This window comes from Amycolatopsis sp. cmx-11-32, assembly GCF_047608695.1.
Classification (GTDB): Bacteria; Actinomycetota; Actinomycetes; order Mycobacteriales; family Pseudonocardiaceae; genus Amycolatopsis.
Map to the genome: position 1 here is coordinate 36,043 of NZ_JADNQN010000013.1, position 12,277 is coordinate 48,319.

The 12,277-nt window shown below is 68.1% G+C and carries 12 protein-coding genes; 6 read left to right on the top strand and 6 right to left on the bottom strand.

What is annotated here, in order from left to right; translation table 11 throughout:
- Positions 1-271 precede the first annotated feature (271 nt).
- Positions 272-1,711 (top strand): hypothetical protein, encoded by a 1,440-nt coding sequence (locus ACM6LR_RS31065; RefSeq protein ID WP_414940742.1) that lies wholly within the window; start codon positions 272-274, stop codon positions 1,709-1,711.
- On the opposite strand, the gene ACM6LR_RS31070 is transcribed toward ACM6LR_RS31065, so the two are convergent.
- A complete protein-coding gene (locus tag ACM6LR_RS31070) occupies positions 1,708-3,081 on the bottom strand; it encodes a dihydrolipoyl dehydrogenase family protein (protein WP_414945073.1) in 1,374 nt (457 codons plus the stop codon). The two genes, ACM6LR_RS31065 and ACM6LR_RS31070, sit on opposite strands and share 4 nt — an antisense overlap.
- A gap of 157 nt (positions 3,082-3,238) precedes the next feature.
- Between ACM6LR_RS31070 and ACM6LR_RS31075 the strand changes: the two genes are divergently transcribed.
- The gene (locus ACM6LR_RS31075) at positions 3,239-3,928 is read left to right on the top strand and encodes a histone-like nucleoid-structuring protein Lsr2 (protein ID WP_414940744.1); all 690 of its coding nucleotides are present in this window, start codon (positions 3,239-3,241) and stop codon (positions 3,926-3,928) included.
- 68 nt (positions 3,929-3,996) lie between these two features.
- Here ACM6LR_RS31075 and ACM6LR_RS31080 read toward each other — a convergent pair whose 3' ends face one another.
- The 5 genes from ACM6LR_RS31080 to ACM6LR_RS31100 all read right to left on the bottom strand — a co-directional run bounded on the left by ACM6LR_RS31080 (position 3,997) and on the right by ACM6LR_RS31100 (position 8,441).
- Positions 3,997-4,737 carry a biotin/lipoate A/B protein ligase family protein gene (locus ACM6LR_RS31080; protein ID WP_414940745.1) on the bottom strand — a complete coding sequence of 247 codons (741 nt, stop codon included), beginning with the start codon at positions 4,735-4,737 and terminating at the stop codon, positions 3,997-3,999.
- Positions 4,734-6,119: an NAD(P)(+) transhydrogenase (Re/Si-specific) subunit beta gene (locus ACM6LR_RS31085; RefSeq protein ID WP_414940746.1), complete on the bottom strand. Its 1,386-nt coding sequence runs from the start codon at positions 6,117-6,119 to the stop codon at positions 4,734-4,736. The genes ACM6LR_RS31080 and ACM6LR_RS31085 overlap by 4 nt, the downstream gene beginning before the upstream one ends.
- Positions 6,116-6,415 carry an NAD(P) transhydrogenase subunit alpha gene (locus ACM6LR_RS31090; protein WP_007032801.1) on the bottom strand — a complete coding sequence of 100 codons (300 nt, stop codon included), beginning with the start codon at positions 6,413-6,415 and terminating at the stop codon, positions 6,116-6,118. The genes ACM6LR_RS31085 and ACM6LR_RS31090 overlap by 4 nt, the downstream gene beginning before the upstream one ends.
- A complete protein-coding gene (locus tag ACM6LR_RS31095; RefSeq protein ID WP_414940747.1) occupies positions 6,415-7,539 on the bottom strand; it encodes a Re/Si-specific NAD(P)(+) transhydrogenase subunit alpha in 1,125 nt (374 codons plus the stop codon). Before ACM6LR_RS31095 ends, ACM6LR_RS31090 begins: the two co-directional genes overlap by 1 nt.
- A gap of 245 nt (positions 7,540-7,784) precedes the next feature.
- On the bottom strand, positions 7,785-8,441 hold the full coding sequence (locus tag ACM6LR_RS31100) for a TetR family transcriptional regulator (RefSeq protein WP_414940748.1): 657 nt from the start codon (positions 8,439-8,441) through the stop codon (positions 7,785-7,787).
- An 89-nt stretch (positions 8,442-8,530) separates the two neighbouring features.
- On the opposite strand from ACM6LR_RS31100, the gene ACM6LR_RS31105 reads away from it, so the two are divergent.
- From ACM6LR_RS31105 to ACM6LR_RS31120, 4 genes are read left to right on the top strand one after another with little or no spacing between them, the layout of a single operon-like run.
- On the top strand, positions 8,531-9,622 hold the full coding sequence (locus ACM6LR_RS31105; protein ID WP_414940749.1) for a ferredoxin reductase: 1,092 nt from the start codon (positions 8,531-8,533) through the stop codon (positions 9,620-9,622).
- 13 nt (positions 9,623-9,635) lie between these two features.
- A complete protein-coding gene (locus ACM6LR_RS31110; RefSeq protein ID WP_414945074.1) occupies positions 9,636-10,751 on the top strand; it encodes a fatty acid desaturase family protein in 1,116 nt (371 codons plus the stop codon).
- Positions 10,752-10,761: 10 nt separating this feature from the next.
- Positions 10,762-10,962, top strand: a complete 201-nt coding sequence (locus ACM6LR_RS31115) for a hypothetical protein (protein ID WP_093934750.1) — start codon at positions 10,762-10,764, stop codon at positions 10,960-10,962.
- Between the two features lie 47 nt (positions 10,963-11,009).
- Positions 11,010-12,275: a sensor histidine kinase gene (locus ACM6LR_RS31120; protein ID WP_414945075.1), complete on the top strand. Its 1,266-nt coding sequence runs from the start codon at positions 11,010-11,012 to the stop codon at positions 12,273-12,275.
- Positions 12,276-12,277: the final 2 nt, after the last annotated feature.

The following is a 12,277-nucleotide window of genomic DNA, read 5'->3' on the forward strand; positions in this document are numbered from 1 at the left end:
CCGGTGACGGCGAGAGAAGGGGAAAGTCGCGGGGCGACGACGAGCGCGGCGCGTCGACGCCAGCGGTGAGATCCGGCCACGACGTTTCTCCTGGTGGCAGGGGACGAAGAAGCAGTGACCTACCAACGAGTAACATCGAACTGGTGACGATGCTCACGCCACGGCTAGTTTTGGACCAACATCGCCTCGCCTACCTGCGACGTGTCTGCCCGTTAGTCCGGATGGAGGCGCTACTTTGTGCACCGAGACCGACGAGATGGGGAGGGGTTCGGTGCGACTCGTTCGCCTCGCTCAACAGCCGTCCCGGGTGGCCCAGGACGTCCGCGCCGCGCTGGCCTCACTCGGCAGGGGCAGCAACGTCGTCGGCGGGATCGCCCTGGTCGGCGTCAGCCCGGTGGAAGGACGGCCGGTCGAAGCGGTCGTCATCATGCCCAAGGGCGTTCTCATCGTCATCGGCGTCGACCTGCCGGACCCGGCGCTGAAGCTGGAAGCCCCGCTCGGCGGGCCGTGGAAGGCCGACGGCTGGCCGCTGGTCCACAGCGACACCTCGATCAACCCGGCCACCGACGCGCTGTCGCTGTCGGCCGCGTGCACGCACAAGATCGCGGACGTCGCCCCCGGCGCCGGTCCGATCGGCACGATCATCGCCGTGGGCCCGTATGTCGAGACGGTCGACCAGCCCGCCGCGGACCTCGCGGGCTCGGTCCGCGTCCTGTACCCGACGGCGACGACGATGCTCGCCGCGACGGTGTCGCTGGCCACCGCGTCCCGGCCCCGGTCGGTCCAGCAGGCGCGGGACCTGATCGCCGCGCTCGCCCCGGACGCGCCGCCGATGCCCGAAGAGATGTTGCTCGGCGAGGGGTTCAGCGCTTACTCCGACGACGAGCCGACCGTGGTCCGCGAGAATCCGCTCGTCGCGATCGCGCAGACGGTTCCGGTGCAGCATCCCGGCAAGCCGAAAAAGCGGGCTGAACCGGCCACTCCGCCCGCGCAGGCCACTCCACCTGTCCAACCCGCCCGGCAGGCCGTCGCCACGAAGCCCGTTCCCGCTGCCGGGCAGGCTCCATCACCGGTGACGGCTCCCGCCGAGTCCGCACCGAAGGCGCCGTACCAGTCCAAGACGGTGAAGTGGCTCCCGCTCGCCGCGATCGGCCTCCTCATCGTGCTGTTGGTCGCGGCGATCAGCGTCGCTTCCGGCGGTGACGACACCGCGTCCACGTCGACTCCCCCGCCGACTCCGGCGACCAGTCCTCCCCCGCCGCGCAGCAGTGCCGTGGAGAACATCCAGTTCACCTCGAGGGCGTCGGCCGCCGACCAGAAATGCGCGTCGCACGCGTACGGCGACGTCCAGTCGAGCCTTCAGCGGACGAGTTGCTCGGCGGTGAAACGGGCCAGCTTCGCCAGTTCGATCGACGGCCGGGCCGCCGCGGTGACGATCGCCGTCGTGGAATTCCCCGACGCCGGACAGGCTGCCACGTTCAAGGGGACCGCCGACACTCCCGGCGGTGGCGGGATCCTCGACGTCGCCACCGAGACCGACCGGTGGCAGGGCGACGTCCCGGTCTTCGAAGGCGCGGCCTACCAGAGCAGCCAGGACGGGAGGTCGGTCCGGCTGGTCCAGGTGGTGTGGGTGCCGGGACCGTCCACTCCGGACGATCCCGGCCTGGTCCGTGGAGCGAAGGCCGCCCTCGAACTCCCCGTCAACGGCTAGAGCCCGTACGCCTCCAGCAAGCGCAACCACACCTCGCTGATCGTGGGGAACGACGGGACCGCGTGCCACAGCCGCGAGATCGGGACCTCCCCCACGATCGCGATCGTCGCGGCGTGCAGCAGTTCCGCCACGTCCTGCCCGACGAAGGTGGCGCCGACCAGGACACCGCGTTCGGTGTCGACGACGATCCGCGCCTTGCCCGCGTAGCCGTCCGCGTGCAGCGACGAACCGGCGACCGCGATGTCGATGTCGACGACGCGGTGCGGCTTGCCCTCCTCCGGCCCGGCGAGCCCGACCGAAGCGACCTCCGGGTCGGTGAACACGACCTGCGGGACGGCGTAATGATCGGCCGTCGCGCTGTGCGCACTCCAAGCCCCGGAATCGACCGGCTTGCCCGCGGCCCGCGCGGCCACCGAGTCCCCGGCGGCCCGGGCGGCGTACTTGCCCTGGTGGGTCAACGGCGCCCGGCCGGTGACGTCCCCGACGGCGAACAGCCAGTCACCGTCCACAGCGGACACGCGGCCGTTGTCGTCCGTCGTGAGCGGCGTGCCTGCCTCGAGCCCCAGCGTCTCCACGCCGAGTCCGTCGGTCGCCGGGCGGCGGCCGGTGGCGACGAGCAGTTCGTCGACGAGCAACCGCTCGCCGCCTTTCAGCGTCAGTTCCTTACCACCGTCCACAGCGGACACGGAGTCGAGACCGGAGCCGGTGTGCACGGTGACCCCGGCTTCGCGGAGTCCCGCGATGACGGCGTCACCGACGAAGTCCGGCAGCCGCGGCAAGGGACGGGCGCCCGAGACGATCAGGTGGACTTCGGCGCCGAGCGTGGCGTAGGCCTGCGCCATTTCGACGCCGACGACACCGCCACCGAGCACGCCGAGGCGGCGCGGAACCTCTTCGGCCGATGTCGCCTCCCGTGAACCCCAGACGGAAATGGTGTCCAGTCCGGGGATCGACGGCGTCCGCGGGACGCTGCCGGTGGCGACGATCACGGCGTGCCGTGCGGTCAGCACGTCACCGCCGTCGACCGTGACCTCCCGCTCACCGGTGATCCGGCCGTGCCCGCGGATCGGGGCTATCCCGACGCCCTCGGCCCACTTCACCTGACCGGTGTCGTCTCCCTCGCCGGTGAACCAGTCCCGGCGAGCGAACACCTTGGCTGGGTCGACCGCGTCGCCAACCGGGACACCCGGCACCCGCTTGGCGGCGGCGAGGAGGAGCCCCGGCCGCAGCAACGCCTTGCTCGGAATGCAGGCCCAGTAAGAACATTCGCCGCCGAAGCGTTCGTGTTCGACGAGGGCGACTTGTAGTCCGCCGCGGGCGGCCCGTTCGGCGGCGACCTCGCCGACGGGGCCGCCTCCGATCACGATCACGTCAAAAGTCTGTGCTGACATGCATTCAGCGCACACCACCGCGCAGCTTCGCGCAACCTGCCGCTATCCTCGTGTCGCTGCGTGAGTCATCAGCCGCGGGTTCAGGTTGCACCGTGCCGGTTACGCAGTAGAACGATCGAGCGCGGGAGGTTTTTTCATGGCCAGGAACACTGCTGTGCATTTGCTGGACGATTTGACCGGCGAGGCGGCCGAAGAAACGGTCGCTTTCGGTTTGGACGGAATCGCCTACGACATCGACCTTTCGGCCGACAATGCCGCCGCACTCCGGGAAATCCTGCGTGCTTTCGTGGAGAACGGCCGCCGGATCGGCGGACGGAAACTCCGTCCGCGGGTCGTGCAGCGTCCCAAGGGCGCACGGGTGGCGAAGTCGACCCCGAAGACCGCGGCGACAGCCGCCAAGGCAGAGGCGAAGACGGCCGCGAAGCCGGGTCGCAAGCCCGCCGCGAAGGACGTCGCAGGCCGCAAGCCCGCCGCCGCCAAGGCCGCGCCCAAGACAGCGGCCGCGCCCAAGGCGGAGGCGAAGACCTCCACCCGGAGCACGGCGAAAGCCACCGCGGCCAAGGCAAAGGCGGCTGCCGGCACGACGAAGGCCACCTCGGCCAAGGCTCCGGCTGGGCGCGCGAAAGCGACCGCCGCGACCAAGACTCCGGTGAAGGCGGCGGCGAAGACGACTGCCGCGAAGGCCGCTCCGAAGACGGCGGCCAAGACCACCACCGCCGCGAAGACGACGGCCACCAAGACCGCCCCGAAGGCCGCCGAGCCGAAGAAGACCAGCCGGGCCGCCCGTAAGGTGCCCGTCGTCACCTTCTCGGCCAAGGAAAAGTAATTCCTCGAAAAGACAAATGGGCCCCATTCGCGTAATCAAGCGAATGGGGCCCATTTGTGTCAGGCCCCTTACCACTCACGAAACGCTCGCTGAGCCCCCTCGGAATGCCATTCGGGATATCCGTACCGCGTGTGCTGGAGCGAGCGGTGCCACTCCCGCTCCGCCGCCGAGGGCTTCCGGGTGGTGAGTTCACCCAGTTGCGCGGCCGCCGTCGCGCGGACCGCGGCCGTGACTTCGGCAACACCTTTGCGCAGGCCATGGTCGGCGAGGGACGCGACCTGGCTCCGGTGCGAGTCGAGCGGGCGGGAGTCCGCCGGTGCCGCGGTGAGGTACCGGCCGACCCGCTCGGCCGCGGTGGAAACGAGCAGGGTCGAATGCGCGAGCAAGCCCGTTCTCGTCCGGAACACGGCGAAACCGCATAGCTTCGAGTCACCGACGAACAGTCCCCGATCACCGAGCCGCGACGGCAGCCCGAGTCCGGCCACCGTCGCGGTCATCAGTGCACCGAGCGCCTCCAGTGGCCTGTTCGTCTGACCGGGCAGGACGAGGGTGATGTTGAGATTGCCGGGATCGTGGAACACCGTGCCGCCGCCGCTGGCCCGGCGCAGCACCGGGACGCCGTCGCTCGCACAGACGTCGGCCTTGACCTCGCGTTCGATCTTCTGCCCCCGCCCTACGACCACACAGTCGGTGTTGCGCCAGATCCACAGGACCGGCGCCTCCGGTGCGGCGCGCAGGAGAGCTTCGTCGAACGCGAGGTTGTCGGCCGGGCCGCCGAACGAGGCGACGACTTCCGAAGGGCCGGTCACAGTGCTTTGAGTTCCTCCACGATCTCGCCAACCGACGACTTGGCGTCGCCGAAGAGCATGCTGGTCTTCGCATCGTAGAAGAGTTCGTTGTCGATGCCGGCGAAGCCCGAACTCATCGAGCGTTTGAGCACGATCACCGACCGGCTGTGGTTCACCTTGAGGATCGGCATCCCGTAGATGGGCGAGCCCGGATCGGTCTCCGCGGCCGGGTTCGTGACGTCGTTCGCGCCGATCACCAGCGCGACGTCGGTCTGGGCGAACTCGGAGTTGATCTCGTCCATTTCCTTGAGCTGCTCGTACGGGACGTCGGCCTCGGCGAGGAGCACGTTCATATGCCCCGGCATCCGGCCCGCGACCGGGTGGATCGCGTATTCGACCGTGATCCCCTTGGCCTCCAGTAGCTTCGCCATCTCGCGGACCACGTGCTGCGCCTGCGCGACGGCCATGCCGTAACCGGGCACGACCACGACCTTGTTCGCGTACGCCATCTGGATCGCGGTGTCGGACGCGCTGGTGCTGCGGACCGGCCGGACCTCGCCGGACTTCCCGCTCGCGACCGCCGTGCCGCCACCGAACCCACCGGCGACGATGGCCGGGATCGACCGGTTCATCGCCTTCGCCATCAGGTTCGTCAGGATCGAACCCGACGCGCCGACGATCATGCCCGCCACGATCAGCGCGGTGTTGTCGAGCGCGAGCCCCATGGCCGCCGCCGACAGACCGGTGAGCGCGTTCAGCAGGGAGATGACGACCGGCATGTCCGCGCCGCCGATCGGCAGCACGACCACCACGCCGAGCACGCCTGCCGCGACCAGCAGGCCGATCATCAGCAGTTCGGCGTCGCCGCCGGTGGCGATGACGACCGCCAAGACGATCGCGGCGATCAGGACCAGCGCGTTCACCGGCTGCTGCAGTTTGCCCAAGGTGATCGGACGGCCGGAGATGAGTTCCTGCAGTTTCCCGAACGCGATGTTCGAGCCCCAGAAGGACACCGAGCCGACGATCGCGGCGAAGAGCGACGCGATCGCGACATACGCGGGCTCGTGCGCGTAGCCCTCCGTGGTGCGGAACTCGACCCAGGCGATCAGGGCGACCGCCCCACCGCCGACGCCGTTGAACAGCGCCACCATCTGCGGCATCGCGGTCATCTTGACCTTGCGCGCGGACGGCACGCCGACGGCGACACCGATCGCGACGCCGAGGGCGATCAAGAGCCAGTTGCTCATGCCGGGCGTCAAAAGCGTCGCGATCACCGCGATGCCCATGCCGACGGCGGCGATCCAGTTACCGCGCACCGCGGTACGCGGACCGGTCAGTCCCATCAGGCCGTAGATGAACAGTGCGAAGGAAATGATGTAGAGGACGGCGATGAAGGTCGTCACTTGTCACCACCGTCTTCCGGCTTCTTCGCCTTGAACATCGAAAGCATCCGGTCGGTGACGAGGAAGCCGCCGACCACGTTGATCGTGCCGAAGGCGATCGCGATCACCAGCAGGATCTTGTTCAGTACGCCGTCCACCCCGAGACCGAGCACGATCAGCCCGCCGAGCAGGACGATGCCGTGAATGGCGTTGGTCCCCGACATGAGCGGGGTGTGCAGGGTGTTGGGCACCTTCGAAATGACGGTGAAACCCACGAATCCGGCGAGTACGAGGATCGCCAGGCTGCCTACGAGCATCACTCGCCCCCTTCTTCCGCCGCGGCGACCGGAGCCGCGCCGGCCACACAGGCCCCGGCGACGATCTCGTCGGAGAAGTCGAGCGCGAGCTTGCCTTCCTTGTCGACGAGCAGTTCCAGCAGTTCGGTGACGTTGCGCGCGTACAGCTCGCTGGAATGCGCGGGCATCTCCGCGGCGAGATTGAGCGGCGAGCAGATGGTGACGTCGTGCTCGACGATCTCCTCGCCCGGTCTCGTCAGTTCACAGTTGCCGCCGGACTCACCGGCGAGGTCGACCACGACACCACCGGCGGGCATCCCCTTCACCGCGTCGGCGGTGACGAGGATCGGCGCCTTGCGGCCCGGGACGAGCGCGGTGGTGATCACGACGTCGAACCTCGTGATCGCCTCGGTGAGCCTGCGTTGCTGCTCGGCCTTTTCCTCCTCGGTCAGCTCGCGGGCATACCCGCCTTCACCGACCGCCTCGATGCCGAGGGCGAGGAATTTCGCGCCGATCGATTTCACCTGTTCACCGACCTCGGGCCGGACGTCGTAGCCGGTGGTCTGCGCGCCGAGCCGTTTCGCCGTGGCCAAGGCCTGCAGCCCGGCGACACCCGCGCCGAGCACGAGCACCTTCGCCGGCGGCACGGTTCCGGCCGCGGTGGTGAGCATCGGGAAGAAGCGGGTGAGCTTCTCCGCGGCCAGCAGAACCGCGCGATAGCCCGCGACACTGCTCTGTGACGACAACGCGTCCATCGCCTGCGCGCGAGAGATCCGGGGGATCGCCTCGACGGCGAAGGCGCGGACGCCCGCCGACTCCAGCGCCGCTATCCCGTCCGGATCGGCCCGTGGATTCAGGAAGCCGATGAGGATGGTGCCCTGCTTGAGCTTCGCGACTTCGGCCGCGCTCGGAGGCGCCACCTTCACCACGATGTCGGCATCCCACGGATCGCCGATCACCGCGCCCGCCTGCTCGAAGACAACGTCGGCGAGCAGTGCGCCGGCGCCCGCACCGGGCTCGACCACCACCCGCAGTCCGCGTCCGGAGACGCGCTCGACGAGCTTCGGTACCAGCGCGACGCGGCGTTCGCCTAGTCCGGTTTCCCGGACCACACCGACCGTGAGCTGCTCGTTTTCTGCCGCCACAGGCGACCTCCTCACTGGAGAGGACCACACGAACTCGCATTGTTTACCACGTCCGACCGACAACTTTCCTGGCTGAACGTATCCGGACGGCATCTTTCCGTGACATCGCTCATCACGATCGATCCAGCCATCGATCCAGGTGTGCGACGTCATAAGGGGCCGGGCCGAAGGGGACTTTCCCCTCATCTGATGCGACGAAAGCGTCCTTCACCGCGTGTCATGCGGCGAAGGACGCTTTCAGCCCGTCACGGAACGCTGCGCCAGTTCGGCACCCCCAGAAAGATCAACCGCAGCCGCCGTTCGGCCGTGCGCACGATCTCGCCGTCACGCGAAGGTGTTTCGAGCAACTCCAGCACCGTCGTGAGCATGGTCGTCACGATCAGGTCGGCCAGCAGATGCAGATCCTCCGTCGCCCACTCTCGGAGATTCTCGAAACGAGCCAGGTCGACGGCGAGTTCGCTGACGAAAAGCTTGAGCTCGAACCCGATCGCCTGCCGGACCGGTCCGGTGCCGCCGTAGCGCTCGCGGGTCAGGAAGTGGAAGTGGTCCTCGTGCGCACGCACATGCTCGCGCAGGATGCGCACGGACATCCGGATCATGTCGTTGTACGCGGCGGGCCTGGTGCGCGCGGAGCGGATCATCGTGCGCAAAGTGCGCATCGACTCTTCCACGAGTGCGACGCCCAGTTCGTCCATCGAGGCGAAATGGCGATAGAACGCCGTCGGCACGATCCCGGCCTGTTTCGCCACCTCACGCAGGCTCAGCCCGGAGAACCCGCGTTCCGCCACCAGATCCAGGGCGGCGTCCAGCAGGGCCTGCCGCGTGCGCTGTTTGCGCTCCTGCCGGGAAACGGGCTCCGTTGTCACGACGGACAGCGTAATCGCCTCCGCACTATCACCCATGTCACATCGCCCTCCGCTCGCGTTGACAAGCGCGACCATCGCTACTTCACTGTTCAGTGTACAAGCGTTCACTGAATTCGGGAGAAGTGATGACGGCACTGGTACCGCGCAGGGCCAGGCGGCTGGCCTCGCTGGCCGAGGCCCTGCTCACGCCCCACGGAATGGACCGTTACCTCGAACTCGTCGACCCGATGCTGGTCCGCCGCGAAATCCGCGGCCTGGTGACCGGGGTCCGGCGGCAGACGCCCGACACGGTCACGCTGACCATCCGGCCGAGCCGGGCCTGGCGCGGACACGTCGCGGGCCAGTACGTGCGGGTGACCGTCGAGATCGACGGCGTCCACCGGACCCGCTGCTACTCGCCCGCCGGTTCGGAGCACGACGGCACACTGGAACTGACCATCAAGGCCGACCCGCAGGGCCTCGTCTCACGGCACCTGAACCACACGGTCACCACCGGTTCCGTGCTCGGACTGTCCACTCCGGACGGCGAGTTCACCCTGCCATCGCCGAGGCCGCGACGGATCCTGCTGCTGAGCGGCGGGAGCGGGATCACGCCCGTCCTGTCGATGCTGCGCACCCTGGCGGACGAGAAGTACGAAGGCGACGTCGCCTTCCTGCACTACTCGAACACCGCCGAGGACACGCTCTACCGCGCCGAACTCGGCGACCTCGCCCGCCGTCTCCCCGGCCTGCGGGTGGTACACGCGTTCACCCACGTGAAAAGCGGCGGCGATTTGCACGGGTTCTTCTCGAAAGAACACCTCGCGGAGGCCGCGCCGTGGTATCCCGACGCCGAGACCTTCCTGTGCGGCCCGAAGCCGCTGATGGATTCGGTCCGCGAGGCGTTCGAGGCCGACGGCCTCGGTGCACATCTGCACACCGAGGAGTTCACGCCACCGGCACTCACCTTCGACACCGAGAACGCCGAAGGACAGGTCCGGTTCGCGCGCAGCGGCCGCGAGTTCGAGAACTCCGGGAAACCGTTGCTGGAGCAGGCCGAAGAAGCCGGGCTCAGCCCGGAACACGGCTGCCGGATGGGCATCTGTTTCTCCTGCACGCAGATCAAGACCTCGGGCTGCGTGCGCAACGCCAAGACCGGCGAGACCTCCAGCGAAGAGAACGAAGAGATCCAGCTCTGCATCTCCGTCCCGGTCGGGGACGTCGAGATCAACGCTTAGAAAGGACCTGCTCATGACCGGCTTGCAGGACAAACTCACCCCGGCTCAGATCGAAAGCTTCGGCCGCGAACTGGACGAGATCCGGCAGCGGATCGTCGCCGATCTCGGCCAGGTGGACGTCGACTACATCCACAACGTCATCAAGACGCAGCGCGCGCTCGAGGTCGCCGGCCGCGGGCTGCTGTTCGCCGGGTTCTTCCCGCCCGCGTGGATCGCCGGCGTGACCGCGCTTTCCGTGGCGAAGATCCTCGACAACATGGAGATCGGCCACAACGTCATGCACGGCCAGTACGACTGGACGCGCGACCCGGCGCTGAGCTCGCAGAAATTCGAATGGGACACCGTCGCGCCGTCCGAGAACTGGCGCCACTCCCACAACTACATCCACCACACCTACACGAACATCCTCGACAAGGACCGCGACATCGGCTACGGCGTCCTGCGGATCGACCCGGCGCAGAAGTGGAATCCGTACTACCTGGGCAACCCGATGTACGCGACGCTGCTCGCGCTGTTCTTCCAGTGGGGCGTCATGCTGCACGACCTCGAGTTCGACCGCGTCGTCAAAGGCGAGCGCAAATGGTCGGACAACAAGGAGGTCGGCCTGAAGATGCTCAAGAAGGCCGGTCGCCAGGTCGGCAAGGACTACGTGCTCTTCCCGCTGCTGACCGGTCCGCTCGCGCCACTGACCTTCCTCGGCAACGCGACCGCGAACCTGACCCGCAACCTGTGGGCGTTCTCGATCATCTTCTGCGGGCACTTCCCCGCCGACGTCGAGAGCTTCACCGAGGAGGAGACCGAGAACGAGTCGCGGGGCCAGTGGTACCTGCGGCAGATCCTCGGTTCGGCGAACATCACCGGCGGCAAGCTCTTCCACCTCATGACCGGGAACCTCTCGCACCAGATCGAGCATCACCTCTTCCCGGACATCCCGGCGCGCCGGTACCCGGAGATCGCGGGCGAGGTGCGGGTGATCTGCGAGAAGTACGGCCTGCCGTACCACACCGGGCCCCTGCACAAGCAGCTGTTCTCGGTGGCCAAGAAGATCGTGAAACTGGCCATGCCATGGAACGGTGAACCCAGCACTCCCGCTACCGTGGAGAGCGACAAGACCCTCCGAGCGGCTTAAGGTGTCTGACATGGTCGGTCAGTTCGAAAGCACCAAGGACGTGGTCCAAGAGGTCACCGAGTCGGCGGCCACCCACATCGGCAACATCGCGACGATCATCACCGGCGCGATCCGGGACATCGCCCGCGAGACCGGCGACTGGCTGACAGACGTCATCGAGATGCGCGAGGCGTCCCAGCGGGCGCAGGCGGACGAAACCCGCGAAGACTAGGGAAACCTGGATGGGCGCGAGGCGGGTGGTCACGGCAGGCTGAAGCCGTGACCACCCGCCTCGGCCATCTTGGACGCGTCCTCAGCGCACAGCTGAACCGCGCGTACTGGGCGGAGCTGGCGTGGGTGGTCATCGGCGCGCCGATGACGCTGGTGTTCTTCGCGCTCGTCGTCGTCGGGCTGGTCCTCGGGATCGGCCTGAGCCTGCTCACCATCGGTCTCCCGGTGCTCATCGGCGTCCTGGCGGGCGCGCGGCTGATCGGCGCCACGCATATCCGCCTGGCTCATGCCCTGCTCGGAACGACCGTCACCCCGCCGGCGAGACCCGAGCTGCGGCCAGGGCTGTGGAACGGGATCAAGAGCAAGATCGGCGATCCGATCGGCTGGCGGTCGATCGCCTACCTGGTGATCCGGCTGCCGCTCGCGACGGGTGAAATGCTCCTGGTCGCGACCCTGCTCGTGTACGCCGTGAGCACGCTGACCTATCCGCTGTTCTGGTTCACCCTCGACGGTGACGCCATGCCGACGTTCGACCTCCGCGTAGACACCTGGCCCCTCACCCTTCCGCTCGCCGTCACCGGGCTGGCCGTGCTGCTGGCGATGCCGTGGGCGGTCCACGGCCTGACCGAACTCGACCGCCTGCTGGTGCGCGGGGTCCTCGGCGCCGAAGACCTCTCCAAGCGCGTACGCGACCTCGAACGCAGCCGGGCGACCGCCGTCGACGACGCGACGCGGCGGCTGCGCCGGATCGAACGCGATCTGCACGACGGCGCGCAGGCCCAGCTGGTCGCGCTGGCGATGAAGCTCGGCATCGCGAAGGACGAACTCGCCTCGGACGGCGCCGATGTCGCCCAGGTCACCGCTCTGGTCACCGCCGCGCACGCCAATGCGAAACAGGCGCTCGTCGAACTGCGCGACCTCGCCCGCGGCATTCACCCCGCCGCGCTCGACGCCGGTCTCGACGTCGCACTGTCCACTTTGGCCGCCGGCTCGGATATCGACGCACGGATCACCGTGGACCTGCCGAACAGGCCGTCGCCGTCGATCGAGACCATCGCCTACTTCACCGTCGCCGAGCTGCTGACCAATGCCGCCAAACACACTTCGGCCGCGATCGAGGTCGACGTGGGTATCTTTGGTGACGGCTTGCGGCTCATGGTGCGAGACGGCGGCGGAGGCGGGGCCCGGCTGGAACGCGGGGGCGGGCTCGCCGGGATCGCCGAACGGCTCGCGACCGTCGACGGCGGGCTCGACATCGACAGTCCTCCAGGAGGGCCTACGGTGATCAGCGCGGAGATTCCACTACGGACATAGAA